This window comes from Citrobacter sp. CK189, assembly GCF_030333505.1.
GTDB classification, from domain to species: domain Bacteria; phylum Pseudomonadota; class Gammaproteobacteria; order Enterobacterales; family Enterobacteriaceae; genus Citrobacter_B; species Citrobacter_B koseri.
In genome coordinates this window covers 506306-526092 of the sequence record NZ_JAOWFV010000039.1, presented here as the reverse complement: position 1 = coordinate 526092, position 19787 = coordinate 506306, and the positions used below count along the sequence as shown (strand labels likewise).

At 56.3% G+C, this 19787-nt stretch carries 22 protein-coding genes; 6 read left to right on the top strand and 16 right to left on the bottom strand.

Annotated features, from left to right (window positions below):
- Positions 1 to 51: 51 nt before the first annotated feature.
- The 5 genes from sitA to mutS all read left to right on the top strand — a co-directional run bounded on the left by sitA (position 52) and on the right by mutS (position 6193).
- Entirely contained in the window at positions 52 to 969 is a 918-nt protein-coding gene (gene sitA / locus OGV83_RS18165) for an iron/manganese ABC transporter substrate-binding protein SitA (protein WP_047461652.1), read from the top strand.
- On the top strand, positions 966 to 1787 hold the full coding sequence (gene sitB, locus OGV83_RS18160) for an iron/manganese ABC transporter ATP-binding protein SitB (RefSeq protein ID WP_200073920.1): 822 nt from the start codon (positions 966 to 968) through the stop codon (positions 1785 to 1787). The genes sitA and sitB overlap by 4 nt, the downstream gene beginning before the upstream one ends.
- A complete protein-coding gene (gene sitC / locus OGV83_RS18155) occupies positions 1784 to 2644 on the top strand; it encodes an iron/manganese ABC transporter permease subunit SitC (RefSeq protein WP_012134848.1) in 861 nt (286 codons plus the stop codon). Before sitB ends, sitC begins: the two co-directional genes overlap by 4 nt.
- On the top strand, positions 2635 to 3483 hold the full coding sequence (sitD, locus tag OGV83_RS18150) for an iron/manganese ABC transporter permease subunit SitD (protein ID WP_134769118.1): 849 nt from the start codon (positions 2635 to 2637) through the stop codon (positions 3481 to 3483). Before sitC ends, sitD begins: the two co-directional genes overlap by 10 nt.
- Before the next feature lie 148 nt (positions 3484 to 3631).
- Entirely contained in the window at positions 3632 to 6193 is a 2562-nt protein-coding gene (gene mutS / locus OGV83_RS18145; protein ID WP_012134851.1) for a DNA mismatch repair protein MutS, read from the top strand.
- 47 nt (positions 6194 to 6240) lie between these two features.
- On the opposite strand, the gene OGV83_RS18140 is transcribed toward mutS, so the two are convergent.
- Genes OGV83_RS18140 through OGV83_RS18125 form a run of 4 tightly spaced genes read right to left on the bottom strand, consistent with a single transcriptional unit; the run spans position 6241 to position 8927 of the window.
- Entirely contained in the window at positions 6241 to 6609 is a 369-nt protein-coding gene (locus tag OGV83_RS18140) for a hypothetical protein (protein WP_286464264.1), read from the bottom strand.
- Between the two features lie 50 nt (positions 6610 to 6659).
- Positions 6660 to 6896 carry a non-oxidative hydroxyarylic acid decarboxylases subunit D gene (locus OGV83_RS18135; RefSeq protein WP_012134852.1) on the bottom strand — a complete coding sequence of 79 codons (237 nt, stop codon included), beginning with the start codon at positions 6894 to 6896 and terminating at the stop codon, positions 6660 to 6662.
- A 10-nt stretch (positions 6897 to 6906) separates the two neighbouring features.
- Complete coding sequence (locus OGV83_RS18130) at positions 6907 to 8334, bottom strand: non-oxidative hydroxyarylic acid decarboxylases subunit C (protein WP_286464263.1); 1428 nt, start codon at positions 8332 to 8334, stop codon at positions 6907 to 6909.
- A complete protein-coding gene (locus OGV83_RS18125) occupies positions 8334 to 8927 on the bottom strand; it encodes a non-oxidative hydroxyarylic acid decarboxylases subunit B (RefSeq protein ID WP_012134854.1) in 594 nt (197 codons plus the stop codon). Before OGV83_RS18125 ends, OGV83_RS18130 begins: the two co-directional genes overlap by 1 nt.
- Positions 8928 to 9094: 167 nt before the next feature.
- Here OGV83_RS18125 and OGV83_RS18120 point away from each other — a divergent pair, with 167 nt between their 5' ends.
- Complete coding sequence (locus OGV83_RS18120) at positions 9095 to 9499, top strand: MarR family winged helix-turn-helix transcriptional regulator (protein ID WP_286464262.1); 405 nt, start codon at positions 9095 to 9097, stop codon at positions 9497 to 9499.
- Positions 9500 to 9649: 150 nt separating this feature from the next.
- Here the strand turns inward: OGV83_RS18120 and rpoS are convergent, their stop codons facing one another.
- The 12 genes from rpoS to cysD all read right to left on the bottom strand — a co-directional run bounded on the left by rpoS (position 9650) and on the right by cysD (position 19548).
- On the bottom strand, positions 9650 to 10642 hold the full coding sequence (rpoS, locus tag OGV83_RS18115) for an RNA polymerase sigma factor RpoS (protein ID WP_000081498.1): 993 nt from the start codon (positions 10640 to 10642) through the stop codon (positions 9650 to 9652).
- 62 nt (positions 10643 to 10704) lie between these two features.
- Positions 10705 to 11832: a murein hydrolase activator NlpD gene (gene nlpD / locus OGV83_RS18110; protein WP_024130899.1), complete on the bottom strand. Its 1128-nt coding sequence runs from the start codon at positions 11830 to 11832 to the stop codon at positions 10705 to 10707.
- 138 nt (positions 11833 to 11970) lie between these two features.
- Positions 11971 to 12597, bottom strand: a complete 627-nt coding sequence (gene pcm / locus OGV83_RS18105) for a protein-L-isoaspartate O-methyltransferase (protein WP_012134859.1) — start codon at positions 12595 to 12597, stop codon at positions 11971 to 11973.
- Positions 12591 to 13352 (bottom strand): 5'/3'-nucleotidase SurE, encoded by a 762-nt coding sequence (surE, locus tag OGV83_RS18100; RefSeq protein ID WP_012134860.1) that lies wholly within the window; start codon positions 13350 to 13352, stop codon positions 12591 to 12593. Before surE ends, pcm begins: the two co-directional genes overlap by 7 nt.
- Positions 13333 to 14382, bottom strand: a complete 1050-nt coding sequence (gene truD, locus OGV83_RS18095) for a tRNA pseudouridine(13) synthase TruD (protein ID WP_286464260.1) — start codon at positions 14380 to 14382, stop codon at positions 13333 to 13335. The genes surE and truD overlap by 20 nt, the downstream gene beginning before the upstream one ends.
- A complete protein-coding gene (gene ispF, locus OGV83_RS18090) occupies positions 14379 to 14858 on the bottom strand; it encodes a 2-C-methyl-D-erythritol 2,4-cyclodiphosphate synthase (RefSeq protein WP_012134862.1) in 480 nt (159 codons plus the stop codon). Before ispF ends, truD begins: the two co-directional genes overlap by 4 nt.
- A gap of 139 nt (positions 14859 to 14997) precedes the next feature.
- Positions 14998 to 15693 (bottom strand): 2-C-methyl-D-erythritol 4-phosphate cytidylyltransferase, encoded by a 696-nt coding sequence (ispD, locus tag OGV83_RS18085; RefSeq protein ID WP_112001655.1) that lies wholly within the window; start codon positions 15691 to 15693, stop codon positions 14998 to 15000.
- An 18-nt stretch (positions 15694 to 15711) separates the two neighbouring features.
- Positions 15712 to 16023, bottom strand: coding sequence for a cell division protein FtsB (gene ftsB / locus OGV83_RS18080; protein WP_012134864.1), 312 nt, complete (start codon positions 16021 to 16023; stop codon positions 15712 to 15714).
- A 201-nt stretch (positions 16024 to 16224) separates the two neighbouring features.
- On the bottom strand, positions 16225 to 16548 hold the full coding sequence (locus OGV83_RS18075) for a DUF3561 family protein (protein WP_012134865.1): 324 nt from the start codon (positions 16546 to 16548) through the stop codon (positions 16225 to 16227).
- Between the two features lie 49 nt (positions 16549 to 16597).
- A complete protein-coding gene (cysC, locus tag OGV83_RS18070) occupies positions 16598 to 17203 on the bottom strand; it encodes an adenylyl-sulfate kinase (RefSeq protein ID WP_104868263.1) in 606 nt (201 codons plus the stop codon).
- Complete coding sequence (gene cysN / locus OGV83_RS18065) at positions 17203 to 18630, bottom strand: sulfate adenylyltransferase subunit CysN (RefSeq protein ID WP_104868262.1); 1428 nt, start codon at positions 18628 to 18630, stop codon at positions 17203 to 17205. The genes cysC and cysN overlap by 1 nt, the downstream gene beginning before the upstream one ends.
- Before the next feature lie 9 nt (positions 18631 to 18639).
- On the bottom strand, positions 18640 to 19548 hold the full coding sequence (gene cysD, locus OGV83_RS18060) for a sulfate adenylyltransferase subunit CysD (protein WP_012134868.1): 909 nt from the start codon (positions 19546 to 19548) through the stop codon (positions 18640 to 18642).
- Between the last annotated feature and the right edge of the window lie 239 nt (positions 19549 to 19787).

Below are 19787 nucleotides of genomic sequence, written 5' to 3'. Positions count from 1 at the left end.
AGCAAAGGCTATATTCGATGAATAATTAACCGCATTATGATGAGGGATACTATGCCGCACTTGCTCCGTCTGAAATCCATTCTCCTTGCCAGCGCGCTGGCGATGCTTGCGCTGTCGCCTGCTTATGCAAAAGATAAATTTAAGGTCATCACAACGTTTACCGTCATCGCCGACATGGCGAAAAACGTAGCGGGCGATGCGGCGGACGTCAGTTCAATCACGAAGCCTGGCGCGGAGATCCACGAGTATCAGCCGACACCCGGCGACATTAAGCGGGCGCAGGGCGCGCAGCTGATCCTCTCTAACGGCCTGAACCTGGAGCTGTGGTTCGCCCGGTTCTACCAGCACTTATCTGGCGTGCCGGAAGTTACGGTATCCAACGGCGTGAAGCCGATGGGCATTACCGAAGGGCCGTATAACGGCAAACCCAACCCGCACGCCTGGATGTCGGCGGAAAATGCGCTGATTTACGTGGATAACATTCGCGATGCGCTGGTGAAATACGATCCAGATAACGCCGCGACGTACCAGAAAAACGCCGAAAACTATAAAGCCCAAATCCGCCAGACGCTCGATCCACTACGCGACGCGCTGGCGAAGATTCCTGCCGACAAGCGCTGGCTGGTGACCAGTGAAGGGGCATTTTCCTATCTGGCGCGCGATAACGACCTGAAAGAGCTGTACCTCTGGCCGATCAACGCCGATCAGCAAGGCACGCCTAAACAGGTACGCAAAGTGATCGACGCGATCAGGGAACATCACATCCCGGCGGTGTTCAGCGAAAGTACCGTTTCCGATAAACCGGCCCGCCAGGTCGCGCGTGAATCCGGCGCACACTACGGCGGTGTGCTATATGTTGATTCTCTGAGCGCTGCCGACGGTCCGGTGCCGACGTATCTGGATCTGCTGCGCGTCACAACTGAAACCATCGTCAGCGGCATCACTGACGGGCTGAGGAGCCAGAAATGAGTCAATCTGCGATTACCGTTGATCGCGTCACGGTGACGTATCGCAATGGTCACACTGCCCTGCGGGACACGACGTTTCAGGTGCCTGGCGGCTCAATTGCCGCGCTGGTTGGCGTCAACGGTTCAGGGAAATCGACGCTGTTTAAAGCATTGATGGGGTTTGTCCGACTGGCGAAGGGAGAAATCGCCATCCTGCAACAGCCCGTCAACAAAGCGTTGAAACAGAATCTGATCGCCTATGTCCCGCAATCTGAAGAGGTGGACTGGTCGTTTCCGGTACTGGTGGAAGATGTGGTGATGATGGGGCGCTACGGCCATATGGGGTGGCTGCGCCGCCCCAGCGCGCGCGATCGTGAAAGCGTGGACGCTGCGCTGACGCGGGTGGACATGCTGGAATATCGCTATCGGCAGATTGGCGAGCTTTCCGGCGGGCAGAAAAAACGCGTCTTTCTGGCCAGAGCCATCGCCCAGGACGGGCAGGTTATTCTTCTGGATGAGCCTTTTACCGGCGTTGACGTGAAAACCGAAGCCCGCATTATTGCCCTGTTGCGCGAGCTGCGCGATGAAGGCCGCACCATGTTGGTTTCAACGCATAACCTCGGCTCGGTAACGGAGTTTTGCGATTACACGGTGATGATCAAAGGCACCGTGCTGGCGAGCGGCCCGACGGAAACCACCTTCACCGCTGAAAACCTCGAACTGGCGTTCAGCGGCGTATTGCGTCATGTGGCGCTGAGCGGCGGCGAGGAGCATATCATCACCGACGACGAGCGCCCCTTTATCTCACGGCGCGCGGCAGGCGGAGGTGAATCATCATGAACTGGCTTGTGGAACCGTTCGGCTACCAGTACATGCTCAACGCCATGTGGGTCTCGGCAATGGTCGGCGGCCTGTGCGCCTTTCTCTCCTGCTATCTGATGCTTAAAGGCTGGTCGCTGATTGGCGACGCGCTTTCCCACTCCATCGTCCCCGGCGTGGCGGGCGCGTATATGCTGGGGCTGCCCTTCTCTCTCGGCGCGTTTCTCTCCGGCGGCCTGGCGGCGGGCAGCATGCTTTTTCTCAACCAGCGTTCACGCCTGAAAGAAGACGCGATTATCGGTCTTATCTTCTCCTCTTTCTTTGGCATCGGGCTGTTTATGGTTTCGCTCAATCCGATGTCGGTCAACATCCAGACCATTATCCTCGGCAACGTGCTGGCTATTGCGCCGGAAGATATTCTGCAACTGGCGATCATCGGTACGGTCTCTCTGGTGATTTTGCTGCTGAAGTGGAAAGATCTGATGGTGACTTTTTTCGACGAAAACCATGCGCGATCGATTGGGCTTAACCCCGCCCGGCTGAAGCTGCTGTTTTTCACGTTGCTGTCGGTCTCCACCGTCGCCGCTCTGCAAACCGTCGGCGCTTTTCTGGTGATCTGTCTGGTGGTCACGCCTGGCGCCACCGCCTGGCTGCTGACCGATCGTTTTCCGCGCCTGTTAACCATCGCCGTCGCCATCGGCAGCCTGACCAGCTTTTTCGGCGCCTGGCTCAGCTACTGGCTGGATGGTGCGACCGGCGGGATCATCGTCGTCCTGCAAACGCTATTGTTTCTGCTGGCGTTTATCTTCGCCCCGAAACACGGCCTGCTTGCCAACCGCCGTCGTGCGCGCCTGAATAAGGAGACCCCATGCGCTTAACCGCCTTACTGGAACCCTTCCAGTTTGATTTTATGATCAACGCGCTCATGGTCTCGGCAATTGTGGCGATCCCCTGTGCGTTATTGTCGGTGTTTCTGGTGCTGAAAGGCTGGGCGTTAATGGGCGACGCCATGAGTCACGCCGTGTTCCCCGGCATTGTGCTGGCCTATATCGCCGGTATTCCGCTGGCCATCGGCGCGTTTATTGCCGGGCTATTCTGCGCGGTTGCCACCGGCTATCTCGACGATAACAGCCGCATTAAGCGCGATACCATCATGGGAATCGTCTTCTCAGGAATGTTTGGCGCAGGGCTGGTGCTGTACGTTTCTATCCAGTCTGAAGTCCATCTGGATCATATTCTGTTCGGCGATATGCTGGGCGTGTCCATCAGCGATATTCTGCAAACGGCGCTGATTGCGCTGGGTATTGCGCTGATTATCGGGCTGAAATGGAAAGATTTTTTACTGCATGCCTTCGATCCGCACCAGGCAAAAGCCAGCGGCCTCAATACCGCCCTGCTGCATTATGGTCTGTTGTGCATGATCGCGTTGACCATCGTCGCAACGCTGAAATCGGTGGGGATTATTCTTTCCATCTCGCTGTTAATCGCCCCTGGCGCGATTGCGATTTTGCTGACGCGGCGTTTTGCCCGCGCGCTGATGCTGGCGGTCACGCTGTCGGTCGTCACCTCTTTTCTCGGCGTTTATCTGTCGTTTTTCCTCGACAGCGCCCCTGCGCCAACCATCGTAGTATTGTTCACTGCGATCTTCATCGTGGCATTTATTTACGCTACGTTGCGGGAGCGGCGTTCCGAAATGCAGCTCAAACAGCAGTTATAAAAATCAGAAACGGAATAAGGATCGATAAGTCGTCCATCGCTGCTTTCCCTGAAATGCGTATCTCCGTTATCATGTGCCCCTTATGTGATAACAACGAAAAGAAAAAGCATCGCAATCCATTTAAAATCAGGGAACTGGACACGACTCCATGAGTACAATCGATAATCTCGACGCCCATACCCCCATGATGCAGCAGTATCTCAAGCTGAAAGCCCAGCACCCGGAGATCCTGCTGTTTTACCGCATGGGCGATTTTTACGAACTGTTTTACGACGATGCACGCCGCGCCTCGCAATTACTCGATATTTCGCTGACCAAACGCGGCGCATCGGCGGGCGAACCGATTCCGATGGCGGGCATCCCGCATCACGCCGTCGAAAACTACCTTGCGAAGCTGGTCAATCAAGGGGAGTCCGTCGCAATCTGTGAACAGATTGGCGATCCGGCCACCAGCAAAGGCCCGGTTGAACGTAAGGTCGTGCGCATCGTTACGCCTGGCACTATCAGCGATGAAGCGCTGTTGCAGGAGCGCCAGGACAACCTGCTGGCCGCCATCTGGCAGGACAGCAAAGGCTACGGTTACGCCACGCTGGACATCAGCTCCGGGCGTTTTCGCTTAAGCGAACCGGTTGACCGTGAAACGATGGCCGCAGAATTACAGCGCACTAACCCGGCAGAACTGCTGTACGCCGAAGATTTTGCCGAAATGGCGCTGATCGACGGCCGCCGTGGTTTACGCCGTCGCCCGCTGTGGGAATTTGAAATCGATACCGCTCGCCAGCAGCTAAACCTGCAATTTGGTACACGGGACCTGATCGGCTTTGGCGTAGAGAACGCACCACGCGGACTGTGCGCCGCAGGCTGTCTGTTGCAGTACGTCAAAGACACCCAGCGCACTTCACTGCCACACATTCGCTCCATTACGATGGAACGCCAGCAGGACAGCATCATTATGGATGCCGCCACGCGCCGCAACCTGGAGATCACCCAGAACCTGGCGGGCGGCGTGGACAATACGCTGGCTTCGGTGCTCGACTGCACCGTCACGCCAATGGGCAGCCGTATGCTCAAACGCTGGCTGCATATGCCGGTGCGCGACACGAAAACCCTGATCGAACGTCAGCAGACCATTGGCGCGTTGCAGGATGTGACCAGTGAATTGCAACCGGTGCTGCGTCAGGTGGGCGACCTGGAGCGTATCCTCGCCCGTCTGGCCTTGCGTACCGCCCGACCACGCGATCTCGCCCGTATGCGTCACGCCTTCCAACAGTTACCGGAACTGCGCGCACAGCTTGAAACCGTAACCAGCGCCCCCGTGCAGAACCTGCGCGAGAAAATGGGCGAGTTTACCGAACTGCGCGATCTGCTGGAACGCGCCATTATCGATGCGCCGCCGGTTCTGGTGCGCGACGGCGGCGTTATTGCGCCGGGCTACAACGAAGAACTGGACGAATGGCGCGCGCTGGCTGACGGGGCGACCGACTATCTCGATCGTCTGGAAATCCGCGAGCGTGAACGTACCGGGCTGGATACGCTGAAAGTCGGCTTTAACGCCGTACACGGTTATTACATCCAGATCAGCCGTGGGCAAAGCCACCTGGCGCCCATTAACTACGTCCGCCGTCAGACGCTGAAAAACGCCGAGCGCTACATTATTCCCGAGCTGAAAGAGTACGAAGACAAAGTTCTGACCTCTAAAGGCAAAGCGCTGGCGCTGGAAAAACAGCTTTATGACGAACTGTTTGATCTGCTGCTCCCTCACCTGGCAGAGCTGCAACAGAGCGCCAATGCGCTGGCTGAGCTGGACGTGCTGGTCAACCTGGCTGAACGCGCGTATACGCTGAATTATACCTGTCCGACCTTTAGCGATAAGCCCGGCATTCGGATTACCGAAGGTCGCCATCCGGTTGTCGAGCAGGTGCTGAACGAGCCGTTTATCGCCAACCCGCTGAACCTTTCCCCGCAGCGCCGGATGCTGATTATCACCGGGCCGAACATGGGGGGTAAAAGCACCTATATGCGTCAGACCGCGCTGATTGCGCTGCTGGCGTATATTGGCAGCTACGTGCCTGCGCAAAGCGTTGAGATTGGCCCGATCGACCGCATCTTTACCCGCGTAGGCGCGGCGGACGATCTGGCTTCCGGTCGTTCAACCTTCATGGTCGAGATGACCGAAACCGCCAATATTTTGCACAACGCGACCGAAAACAGTCTGGTTTTGATGGACGAAATCGGGCGCGGCACATCGACCTATGACGGCCTGTCGCTGGCGTGGGCGTGTGCGGAAAATCTGGCGAATAAGATCAAAGCGCTGACGCTGTTCGCCACCCACTATTTCGAACTGACGCAGTTGCCGGAGAAAATGGAAGGCGTCGCGAACGTGCATCTGGACGCGCTGGAGCACGGCGATACCATCGCCTTTATGCACAGCGTGCAGGACGGGGCGGCAAGCAAGAGTTACGGTCTGGCGGTAGCTGCGCTGGCGGGCGTGCCGAAAGAGGTGATCAAACGCGCGCGGCAAAAGCTGCGCGAGCTGGAAAGCCTCTCGCCGAATGCCGCCGCGACCCAGGTGGACGGTACGCAGATGTCGCTGCTGTCGGTTGCGGAAGAGACCTCTCCTGCCGTTGAAGCGCTGGAAAACCTCGACCCTGACTCTCTGACGCCACGCCAGGCGCTGGAGTGGATCTACCGGTTGAAGAGTCTGGTGTAAATCAGAAACGCCCGGTGGCGCTACGCTTACCGGGCCTACAAGAAGCATCACAATACGTAGGCCGGATAAGGCGTCAGCCGCCATCCGGCACAACGCCCGATGCACAGGCCAGCAAAACACCCCCCAATCCGTAGGCCGGATAAGGCGTAGCCGCCATCCGGCACAACGCCCGGTGCACAGGCCAGCAAGACACACCACAATCCGTAGGCCGGATAAGGCGTCAGCCGCCATCCGGCACAACGCCCGGTGCACAGGCCAGCAAGACACACCACAATCCGTAGGCCGGATAAGGCGTCAGCCGCCATCCGGCACAACGCCCGATGCACGAACCAGCAAAACACAACCACAATACGTAGGCCGGATAAGGTGCCAGCCGCCATCCGGCACAACGCCCGATGCACAGGCCAGCAAGACACACCATAATACGTAGGCCGGATAAGGCGTCAGCCGCCATCCGGCTTTTTTATTAACGCTTATCTTCCGCCAGCAGCGGTGGAATGCCCGGCACCATCGGCGCTTGATCAATATCTTTCTGCGTCATGCGAAACGCTTGCGGGTAATGTTCACGGCTGGTACGGCGTAGCGGCTCGGTATCACGCCAGGTGTACAGACAATGCTGGCACTGATACACCGTCCAGATCCCTTTGACCGGAGAGGTCGCCATCAATTCAATATGTTCATCAGCGCAACGTGGACAAATCATCTGCTACTCCTTATTTACGGTTGGCCAGCATGGCAGTCAGCTTTTCAGCCCAGGCTTTGGTTTCCGGTAAATCACATACCGGCTGGCTGTAGTGGCCGCGATTATCCGGCGCAACCGGCGTTGTGGCGTCGATGATCAGTTTGTCAGTGATCCCCGCCGGGCTTGAGCCTGGGTCCAGTTCCAGTACCGACATGTTCTGCAGCTGCACCAGATCGCCTGCCGGGTTGACCTTCGACGACAGCGCCCACATCACCTGCGGCAGGTTGAACGGATCGACATCCTCATCAACCATAATCACCATCTTCACATAGCCCAGACCGTGCGGCGTGGTCATTGCCCGCAGGCCAACCGCGCGGGCAAATCCACCGTAGCGTTTTTTGGTCGAGATAATCGCCAGCAGACCGTGGGTATACATGGCGTTAACCGCCTGCACCTCCGGGAACTCCGCTTTCAGCTGCTGATACAGCGGCACACAGGTCGCTGGCCCCATCAGGTAGTCAATTTCAGTCCACGGCATCCCGAGGTAGAGCGATTCAAAAATCGGTTTAGTGCGATAAGACACTTTGTCGATGCGCACCACCGTCATATTGCGCCCACCAGAATAGTGGCCGGTAAACTCGCCAAACGGCCCTTCAATTTCACGCTTACGGCTTTCGATCACCCCTTCAAGGATCACTTCTGAGCCCCACGGCACATCAAAGCCGGTCAGCGGCGCGGTGGCGATCGGGTATGGGCTTTCGCGCAGCGCGCCCGCCATTTCATACTCAGACTGATCGTATTTCAGCGGAGTGGCGCCCATCAGAGTGATGATCGGATCGTTACCGAGCGTAATAGCAATCGGCAGATCTTCGCCACGCTCTTCCGCCTTATGCAGATGCAGCGCGATATCGTGCATTGGCACCGGTTGCAGGCCCAGCTTACGCTTGCCTTTCACTTCCATCCGGTAGATACCCACATTCTGCTTGCCGAAGTGATCCGGGTCGAGCGGATCGCGGGAGACGACACAGGCTTTATCCAGATAGAAGCCGCCATCGCCATCGTTGAGGCGAAACAGCGGCAGAATATCAAACAGGTTGATCGCCTCGCCATCAACGGTGTTTTCCGCCCACGCCGGGTTGACACGGCGCTCGGGGGCGACGGGGAACGTGTCCCAGCGGCGGATAAATTCATCAATTTGCTTTTTTACTGGCGTATTAGGCGGCAAGCCTAAAGAGATGGCATGGTTCTGCCAGGAACCAATGGTGTTCATCGCCACGCGCGCATCCGTGAAGCCACGGATATTGTCGAACCACAGCGCCGGCGCGCCGTCGCCAATGCGCCCGGTTGCGTTAGCCGCAGCAGCCAGATCCGGCTCTGCATTCACTTCTTCACTGATTTTCAGCAGTTGCCCCTGCTCGTCGAGCGCCTGCAAAAAGCTGCGTAAGTCATCAAATGCCATTATTCATTCTCCTGTGAAAAATTCTGCGCCTGCTGCAACCCCTGCCAGCGCCGGGCACGCGGATGCTCCAGACCAAACTGATCCAGCACACGCGCCACAATATGCTGCGTAATATCATCAATGGTTTGCGGATGGTTGTAGAAAGCAGGCATGGGCGGCACCATCGCGACCCCCATGCGGGAAAGGGCGAGCATGTTTTCCAGATGGATCGTGCTGAGCGGCATTTCACGCGGCACCAGCACCAGTTTGCGCCCTTCTTTCAACACCACATCGGCGGCACGGCCAACTAACCCCTCGGCATATCCTGCGCGAATCCCCGCCAGCGTTTTCATACTGCAAGGCATAATGATCATGCCGTCGGTGCGAAATGAGCCGGAAGAGATCGTCGCCGCCTGATCCGCCGGGTTATGGCAGTAATCAGCCAGTCCGGCAACATCTCGCGCACTGTAAGGCGTTTCCAGCTCAATGGTCGTTTTGGCCCACTTAGACATTACCAGGTGTGTTTCTACTGTCGGCATTTGCCGCAGCGCCTGTAGCAGCGCAATGCCTAGCGGCGCCCCCGTTGCGCCGGTCATCCCCACAATCAGTCTCATCCATCACTCCATTTTGTTCGTATACGAACGTTTTAGATAAAATACGCTACCCGGAATACCTGGACAAGCTTCATTCCCCATAGCCGCACGGAGAGCTAAAAGATTGAGCATTATAAAAATTGCTACAACCCGTTATGATAGCAACAGATATTTTGCCAGGAGCGCACATGGAGTTACGAAACACAGCGTTTCATCTGTTACGTCAGCTTTTTCAACAGCATACGGCCCACTGGCAGCACGAATTACCGGAACTGACCAAGCCACAGTATGCGGTAATGCGCGCTATTGCTGAGCATCCAGGCATTGAGCAGATTGCCCTAATGGAGGCGGCGGTCAGTACAAAAGCGACGCTGGCGGAGATGCTGAGTCGAATGGAAAGCCGGGGACTGGTGACGCGGGAAAGCGATCCACAAGATAAACGCCGCCGCTTTGTTTATCTTACTGGCGAAGGAGAAACGCTGCTGACCAGCGCCATGCCGTTGGGGGATCGTGTGGATGATGAATTTTTAGGGCGCCTGAGCGACGATGAGCGCAAACAGTTCACGCAGCTGGTGCGCAAGATGATGGGGTAAAGTCAGCCTGGGATATTTTTGTCGGCCCGATAAGCAAAGCGCCATCGGGCAATAAGTACCAGATGGCGGCTACGCCTTATCCGGCCTACGAACTGACGCCCAAAGAAAAAGGCCAGTCTCACGACTGGCCTTTTTTTGACGAATAATCACTTACTCACGGAACAGCGCTTCGATATTCAGCCCCTGAGTCTGCAAAATTTCGCGCAGACGACGCAGGCCTTCAACCTGAATCTGACGAACACGTTCACGGGTGAGACCAATTTCACGCCCCACATCTTCCAGTGTCGCCGCTTCATACCCCAGCAGACCGAAACGACGTGCCAGCACTTCACGCTGTTTGGCGTTCAGTTCGAACAGCCATTTGACGATACTCTGTTTCATATCATCATCTTGCGTGGTGTCTTCCGGGCCGTTCTCTTTTTCATCGGCCAGGATATCCAGCAACGCTTTTTCGGAATCACCACCCAGCGGGGTGTCTACCGAGGTTATGCGCTCGTTGAGACGAAGCATACGGCTGACGTCATCAACCGGTTTATCCAGTTGCTCTGCTATCTCTTCCGCGCTCGGTTCGTGGTCCAGTTTATGCGACAACTCTCGTGCGGTACGCAGATAGACGTTCAGCTCTTTAACAATGTGAATCGGCAGTCGAATCGTACGGGTTTGGTTCATAATGGCCCGTTCGATCGTCTGGCGAATCCACCAGGTAGCGTATGTTGAGAAACGGAACCCACGTTCAGGGTCAAACTTCTCGACGGCACGGATAAGCCCCAGATTGCCCTCTTCAATCAGGTCCAGCAACGCCAGTCCACGATTGCCATAACGGCGGGCAATTTTTACCACCAGACGCAAGTTACTCTCAATCATGCGACGGCGAGAGGCAACATCTCCACGCAGTGCGCGACGCGCAAAATAAACTTCTTCTTCGGCCGTTAACAGTGGCGAATAACCAATCTCACCAAGGTAAAGCTGAGTCGCGTCCAACACACGCTGTGTGGCCCCTTGCGATAACAGCTCCTCTTCAGCCAGGTCGTTATCACTGGGTTCCTCTTCACTCAAGGCTTTTTCGTCAAAAGCCTCTACTCCGTTCTCATCAAATTCCGCGTCTTCATTTAAATCATGAACTTTCAGCGTATTCTGACTCATAAGGTGGCTCCTACCCGTGATCCCTGGACGGAACTAGCAAGTGCAAGCCTGGTTCCGCCGAATTATCGCTGCGGTAAATAGCGCAGCGGGTTTACGGATTTCCCCTTGTAACGAATTTCAAAATGCAAGCGTGTAGAACTGGTTCCGGTGCTACCCATGGTAGCGATTTTTTGCCCCGCCTTAACTTCTTGTTGTTCCCGGACCAGCATCGTATCGTTATGGGCGTAGGCACTCAGGTAATCATCGTTGTGTTTGATGATAATAAGATTACCGTAACCGCGCAGCGCGTTACCGGCATATACGACGCGTCCATCTGCGGTCGCGACAATAGCCTGTCCTTTACTGCCTGCAATGTCGATCCCTTTGTTGCCACCTTCGGTAGCCGCGAAGTTTTCGATCACTTTGCCTTCAGTCGGCCAGCGCCATGTGGAGATTGGCGAACTGGTTGACGTACTGCTTGCAGTCGGTTCGGTTGTGCTCGCTGTTGGTGCCGTTACAGGCGCTGTGACCACGGTCCCAGCAGGCTTGTTGTTCGGCAACATTTTATTAGCACTTTGTTCACCTGAATCCTCAGAATACGTAATTGTCGGTTTCGACGCAACTACAACGGTGGAATTTTGTGCAGGTTTGGTCACAACTCCTTGCTCTACTGCATCCGCCTGCGTAATCGCGTTGCCGCCGGTAATTGGCGTGCCTGAGGCATTGCCGACCTGGAGCGTTTGCCCCACATTCAGGCCGTATGGGGCCGGAACGTTGTTACGCTGAGCAAGGTCGCGGAAATCGTTCCCGGTGATCCAGGCGATATAGAAAAGCGTGTCGCCTTTTTTAACGGTGTATGTGCTGCCGCCGGTGTAGCTGCCTTTCGGAATGTTCCCATACTGGCGGTTGTACACGATACGGCCATTTTCCATTTGCACAGGCTGCTCAGCGACCGGCTGGATCTGCCGGGACTGGGCAACCGGTTGAACAGGCTGCACGGGCTGAATCTGCGGCGTTTGTTGCGCCGTTGTCCCCATCTTGGGCGGCGGCGTGATCAGCATCCCGGAGCTGGTGCTCGACGGGGCATTACCATTAACTGAGCTTACCGGCGCAGGAGGATTCGAAGAATTGGAACAACCTGCCAGCCATAGCGAAACCAGCGACAATGCCGCAATGCGGCTAACGGTGAATTTTGGGCTTCCCGCGCTCATTTATCCCCCAGGAAAAATTTGGTTAACAACCAGTGACGTAATAACCGTGCAAGGCATCGGCCTGGACGCTGGAAACGTCCCCACAATACGCTTACCCTTTATAAAATAACCAGGAAAAATCCGGGTATTAAAGGATGCTTAAGCGAGTTCGCCTTTCACTAAAGGCACAAAGCGGACGGCCTCCACGGTATCGATAATAAATTCGCCTCCCCGGCGACGCACCCGTTTCAAGAACTGATGCTCCTCACCCACGGGTAAAACGAGAATCCCGCCTTCATCCAGTTGCGTCATTAACGCCGTCGGAATTTCCGGCGGAGCTGCCGTCACGATGATGGCGTCAAACGGGGCGCGAGCCTGCCAACCTTGCCATCCATCGCCATGACGAGTTGAAACATTGTGTAAATCAAGCTGTTTCAGGCGACGACGCGCCTGCCATTGCAGCCCTTTAATGCGCTCCACCGAGCACACATGCTGTACCAGATGCGCAAGAATCGCCGTCTGATACCCGGAGCCGGTGCCGATCTCCAGCACTCTGGATTGCGGCGTCAACTCAAGCAATTCTGTCATTCGCGCCACCATATAGGGCTGCGAAATGGTCTGCCCCTGGCCAATCGGCAAAGCGATATTGTCCCAGGCTTTATGTTCAAACGCTTCATCAATGAATTTTTCACGCGGGACGGCGGCAAGCGCATCCAGCACTTGCTCATCTTTGATGCCCTGAGCGCGCAATTGTTCAAGAAGAGTGTGTACGCGTCTGCTTACCATTGCGCGTCAACTCCCACGCTGTCTAACCAGTCCGAAACCACATCATGCGCGCTATACGCCGTTAAATCCACATGCAGCGGGGTAACGGAGACATAGCCCTCATCCACCGCCGCAAAATCGGTGTCCGGCCCGGCGTCGCATTTGCCGCCCGGCGGGCCGATCCAGTACAGCGTGTTGCCGCGCGGGTCCTGCTGTGGAATAACCTGATCGGCCGGATGGCGGCTGCCGCAGCGGGTTACGCGAATGCCTTTGATTTGATCCAGCGGCAGATCCGGGACATTGATATTCAGAATGCGTCCGGTACGCAGCGGCTCCCGACGTAATGCACGCAAAATAGAGCAGGTTACCGCTGCCGCCGTCTCATAGTGCTGATGGCCGTCAAGCGATACCGCCAGCGCGGGAAAACCCAGGTGACGGCCCTCCATCGCTGCGGCGACGGTCCCGGAATAGATGACATCATCGCCCAGATTAGGGCCCGCGTTAATGCCTGAAACCACAATATCCGGGCGCGGACGCATCAGCGCGTTCACGCCCAGGTAGACGCAGTCGGTCGGCGTGCCCATCTGCACGGCGATATCGCCGTTATCAAAGGTAAAGGTACGAAGCGAGGATTCCAGCGTCAGCGAGTTTGACGCGCCACTGCGGTTACGATCCGGGGCGACGACCTGTACGTCAGCAAACTCACGCAGCGCTTTCGCCAGCGTTTGTATACCGGGCGCGTGGACCCCATCATCGTTACTCAGCAATATGCGCATAATCACCCATTGTGTTAATCAGTTCCCTTACGACGCTGGTGGCGAAACTGCCTGCCGGTAGCCAGAAGCGCAGCTCAACGGTGACGTCATCCCACCAGTTCCAGCGTAATTGTTGCGGATAGAGCAGCATCGCCCTGCGCGCCGCGTCAACCTTTTCGCGCAGCAGTAACGATTGCAGTTCGCTCTCATCCGCAATGGCAGCCTCTTCAAACGCCAGCGCGTCGCGCAGGGTTCCCCACTCGCCGCTACCGGGAAGCCCCGCCGTAATCATCAGTTCTTTTTCGTCAACGCGACGCTGTAATTCCGCCTGTTCTTCCTGCGTGGCCACAAACCAGCTCCCGCGCCCCGCTAATTGTAGCGCATCGCCATCAACAACTTGATTAAAGTCTGGTTTTTTCACGCGTTCGTTGACGATCTGATTAAACAACGCACTGCGGGCCGCCGACAACCAAAAACTGCGTTTATTGCGATCGCGCACCGGCGCATTGCTTTGCGCCCAGCGCAGCGCGCCTTGCAGGTTGCTGCCGCCAATGCCGAATCGCTGCGCGCCAAAATAGTTTGGTACGCCGCGCGTATTGATGGCCTGTAGCCGGGCTTCAACATCATCACGATGGCTGACTTCACGCAGCACCAGCGTAAACGCGTTGCCCTTCAGCGCGCCTAAACGCAGCTTACGTTTGTGACGCGCGTACTCCAGCACTTTACAGCCTTCAATCTGGAATGCGCTCAGGTCTGGCATCTCTTTGCCCGGCACGCGCGCACACAGCCACTGTTCAGTGACGGCATGCTTGTCTTTCTGCCCGGCAAAGCTCACTTCACGGGCATGAATTTTAAGGAATTTCGCCAGCGCATCGGCCACAAAACGGGTGTTACAACCGTTTTTCAGAATGCGAACCAGAATATGTTCGCCTTCGCCATCTGGCTCAAAACCTAAATCTTCAACCACCACAAAATCTTCCGGGTTCGCTTTAAGCAGCCCGGTGCCCTGCGGCTTTCCGTGGAGGTACGTCAGGTTTTCAAACTCGGTCATTTCGCGGCCTTAATCAGTAGCGCCACCGCTTCGCAGGCAATCCCTTCCCCACGCCCGGTGAACCCGAGTTTCTCCGTGGTGGTCGCCTTGACGTTGACATCATCCATATGACAACCAAGATCTTCCGCGATAAACACGCGCATTTGCGGGATATGCGGCAGCATCTTCGGCGCCTGGGCGATAATGGTCACGTCCACGTTACCAAGGGTATAGCCTTTGGCCTGAATACGTCGCCATGCTTCCCGCAGCAATTCGCGGCTGTCCGCGCCTTTAAAGGCCGGATCGGTATCCGGGAAAAGTTTGCCGATATCGCCAAGCGCCGCCGCGCCGAGCAGCGCATCGGTCAGCGCATGCAGCGCCACGTCGCCATCAGAATGCGCCAGCAGCCCTTTGTCATACGGGATGCGCACGCCACCAATGATAATTGGGCCTTCTCCGCCAAAAGCGTGTACGTCAAAACCGTGTCCGATTCGCATCATGCATTCTCCTGATATACACATCATCCTTCAAGCTGCCTCTTTGTTGGCTGCCTTTGTTCACCCCAGTCACTTACTTATGTAAGCTCCTGGGGATGCACTCAGTTGCCGCCTCGATGCAGCCTGAATGATTTTGTGTCTAGATTGTTCGGGTCAGATAAAATTCCGCAAGCGCCAGATCTTCCGGGCGGGTGACTTTTATATTATCAGCCCGGCCTTCAACCAGTTGGGGATGAAAACCGCAATACTCCAGCGCGGACGCCTCATCGGTAATGGTCGCGCCTTCGTTCAGCGCACGGCTCAGGCAATCATGCAGCAGCTCGCGTGGGAAGAATTGCGGCGTTAACGCGTGCCACAGGTCGGTACGCTCTACGGTATGCGCAATGGCGGCTTGACCCGGCTCGGCGCGTTTCATGGTGTCGCGTACCGGAGCGGCGAGGATTCCGCCCGTGCGGCTGGTTTCGCTAAGCGAGAGCAGACGCGCCAGGTCATCCTGATGCAGACAAGGCCGGGCGGCGTCATGCACCAGCACCCACTGCGCGTCACCGGCCGCCCGTAAGCCTGCCAGTACGGAATCGGCGCGTTCGTCACCTCCGTCCACGACGGTGACCTGCGGATGTTGCGCCAGAGGAAGTTCGGCGAAGCGGCTGTCGCCAGGGCTGATTGCGATAACGACGCGCGTCACCCGGGGATGCGCCAGCAGCGCATGCACCGAGTGTTCAAGAATGGTTTTATTGCCAATAGAGAGATATTGCTTAGGACATTCCGTTTGCATTCGGCGGCCAAATCCGGCAGCCGGTACCACAGCGCAAACGTCCAATAAAGTGGCTGCCATGTCATTTCCTGGGCTGATTTATCGATTAGTTTGCCCCGCAGCCTGAGCACGTTTAGACGCGTCAGGCACCAGACGGTAAAAAGTTTCGCCCGGTTTGGTCATGCTGAGTTCATTACGCGCGCGCTCCTCGATCGCTTCCTGGCCGCCATTGAGATCGTCAATTTCGGCGAAAAGCTGATCGTTACGCGCTTTAAGTTTCGCATTCGTAGCTTGCTGCGCAGCCACATCATCGTTGACGCGGCTGTAGTCATGTATGCCGTTCTTACCGAACCACAGCGAATACTGCAACCAGACCAGTAAAGTCAGCAGCAGCAGCGTTAGTTTACCCATCCTGCCCCCTGAAAAACGGCACCATCATCCCATAACTTTCCCAGAGACTCTACTCTGAGGCGGGAATGCCGCGACAACGCGGGCAAATGTACCACATTTATCCGCCGATCCGCATATCTCGTGCAGGGAGAACATAATCTTATTGTTGGTTACGGTTTGAATTATGGCCACTCTCGCCCGTCATGAAAAGGGAGGGCTGACCTACCCCAACAGCCACATGAAGAGCGCGCCAAACATCGCGCCTACCGTTAATAGCGTAGCCGTAATGCTGTAGAACAGTTTGCCGCTCATGATTGAATGCAGGGCCACGCCGACCACAACCGCAACGGGCATGAGCGCCAGGAAGAAGGGCCAGGTATAGAGGAAGAAAAACAGCGTGTTAGGGCCATAGATGAGAAAGGGAATTCCCAACGCCAGCAGCCACGAAGCAAAACCGACCACGGCGCCCGGCAGTGACCAGGTTGTGTCGTCGTCGGTCGTGAGGGCATCTGACCTTGTGATAGTAATGTTATGGCTATTACGCATATCGAATCCTGTAACCTTGACTCACCGGGCATACAAGCCCGGCGGTGTCTCAGGATCTGATAATATCGCCCTGTCTCAGTAGATCTAATAATTGGGCAACCAAATTTGTTACTAATTGTTCACCATCCAGATGAACTTCAGGCGATTCAGGCGTTTCATATACCGAATCAATGCCGGTGAAATTACGCAGTTCACCCGCCCTGGCCTTCTTGTACAGCCCTTTAGGATCGCGCGCTTCACAGGTTGCCAGCGGCGTATCGACAAAAACCTCGATAAACCGCCCCTCCCCGATGCGCTCGCGCACCATCTGCCGCTCCGCGCGATGCGGCGAAATAAACGCCGTCAGCACCACCAGCCCGGCATCCACCATCAGGTTCGCAACCTCCCCCACCCGACGGATATTCTCTTTACGGTCTGCGTCGCTAAAGCCAAGATCGCTGCACAGGCCGTGACGGACATTATCGCCATCCAGCAGCCAGGTGCTGACGCCCAGCTTATGCAGGGCCTCTTCCAGCGCGCCTGCAACCGTTGATTTCCCCGAACCGGAAAGTCCCGTAAACCAGACCACAGCCCCTTTATGCCCATGCAGCGCTTCACGATCTTCGCGCGTCACCGCATGGGCATGCCAGACGACGTTTTCGTCATGCAGCGCCATTACTTGCCTCCCAGCAAATCACGCGCGCCCCAGTGCGGGAAGTGGCGACGGATCAGCGCGTTCAGTTCCAGCTCAAAATCGCTGAACCCGGAAGGCGTCGCGGCGGTGCGCTCAATAGGCTCACGCACCAGCCCCGCGCCAACGGTCACGTTGGACAGCCGGTCGATGATGATTAACCCGCCAGTGACCGGGTTCTGCTGGTATGTATCCAGCACTAACGGTTCGTCAAAAGTCAGTTCGACCAGGCCGATACCGTTCAGCGGCAGGCTTTCCACCTCGCGCTGGGTCAGGTTGTTGATATCAACCTGATGGCGAATGGCATCGACGCGCGCACGGGTCTTTTTACCGGCAATCTTGATGTCATAACTCTGCCCGGCCGACAGCGGTTGTTCCGCCATCCATACCACATCAACGGCGGCGCTCTGTACGGCTGGCAGGTTTTCGCCTGCATCCAGCAACAGATCGCCACGGCTGATGTCGATTTCATCTTTCAGCACCAGCGTAATCGCTTCACCGGCGTGCGCCTCTTGCAGATCGCCATCAAAGGTGACGATGCGCGCCACGTTGGATTCAACGCCGGACGGCAGAACTTTGACACGCTGCCCGACCTTCACGCTGCCGGAGGCCAGCGTTCCGGCATAACCACGGAAATCGAGGTTCGGACGGTTCACATACTGTACCGGGAAGCGCATCGGCTGGGTGTCGACAACCCGCTGGATCTCAACCGTCTCCAGCACTTCCAGCAGCGTCGGGCCGTTGTACCACGGCATACTGGCGCTCTGGGTCGCGACGTTATCCCCTTCCAGCGCAGAGAGTGGCACAAAGCGGATGTCCAGGTTCCCCGGCAGCTGCCCGGCAAACGTCAGGTAATCTTCGCGAATACGGGCGAACGTCTCCTCGCTGAACCCCACCAGATCCATCTTGTTGATCGCCACCACCAGGTGCTTGATGCCCAGCAGCGTAGAGATGAAACTGTGGCGGCGGGTCTGATCCAGCACGCCTTTGCGGGCGTCGATCAGCAGGATCGCCAGATCGCAGGTCGATGCGCCGGTCGCCATGTTACGCGTGTACTGCTCGTGCCCTGGCGTGTCGGCAATAATAAATTTGCGTTTCTCGGTCGAGAAATAGCGGTATGCCACATCAATGGTAATTCCCTGCTCGCGCTCAGCCTGCAACCCGTCGACCAGCAGCGCCAGATCGAGTTTTTCACCCTGGGTGCCATGACGCTTACTGTCGTTATGCAGCGACGAGAGCTGATCTTCATAAATCTGACGCGTATCGTGCAGCAGTCGGCCAATCAGCGTGCTTTTACCGTCATCGACGCTGCCGCAGGTCAAGAAGCGCAGCAGGCTTTTGTGTTGCTGGGCAACCATCCAGGCTTCGACGCCGCCTTCATTAGCGATTTGTTGTGCAAGTGTGGTGTTCATGGCGGCTCCTTAGAAATACCCCTGACGTTTCTTCAGCTCCATTGAGCCCGCCTGGTCGCGGTCAATCACGCGCCCCTGACGTTCACTGGTGGTCGAGACCAGCATCTCTTCAATAATTTCCGGCAGCGTCTGCGCGCTGGATTCCACCGCCCCCGTGAGCGGCCAGCAGCCGAGGGTACGGAAACGCACCATGCGTTTTTTGATCACCTCGCCGGGTTGCAGGTCAATACGATCGTCATCGATCATCATCAGCATGCCGTCGCGCTCCAGCACCGGGCGCTCAGCGGCCAGGTACAGCGGCACGATCTCGATATTTTCCAGCCAGATGTACTGCCAGATATCCTGCTCGGTCCAGTTAGAGAGCGGGAAAACGCGGATGCTTTCGCCTTTGTTAATCTGCCCGTTGTAGTTGTGCCATAGCTCCGGGCGCTGGTTTTTCGGGTCCCAGCGGTGAAAGCGGTCGCGGAAGGAGTAAATACGCTCTTTGGCGCGCGACTTCTCTTCGTCGCGGCGCGCGCCGCCGAACGCGGCGTCAAAGCCATATTTATCCAACGCCTGTTTCAACCCTTCGGTTTTCATAATATCGGTGTGTTTAGCGCTGCCGTGAACGAACGGGTTAATCCCCATCGCCACCCCTTCCGGGTTTTTATGCACCAGCAGTTCACAACCGTAGGCCTTTGCGGTGCGATCGCGGAATTCGTACATCTCACGAAACTTCCAGCCGGTATCAACGTGCAGCAGCGGAAACGGCAACGTACCTGGATAAAACGCTTTACGCGCCAGATGCAGCATGACGCTGGAATCTTTACCGATGGAATACATCATCACCGGATTAGAAAATTCGGCGGCCACCTCGCGAATGATATGGATGCTTTCCGCTTCCAGCTGCCGCAGGTGGGTGAGTCGTTTTTGGTCCATAACCGTTCCTTTGCAATACCGCTATTTTGCTAAACATTCAGATAACACGACTATAGGGAGCGCAGGAGAACGAATGAAATTACGAATTGGAATGAGTAGTTCCTCAAAGGAATAACGATTTGAGAAAGCAAATATCAAAAAGTGCTTAACCCACCGAATTTAGGGCATTTCAGAGCAAATGAAATTGTTTTACGGCAATCACGGTTTCATACTAAGCGGGTAAAAATTTCTGCTCTGTA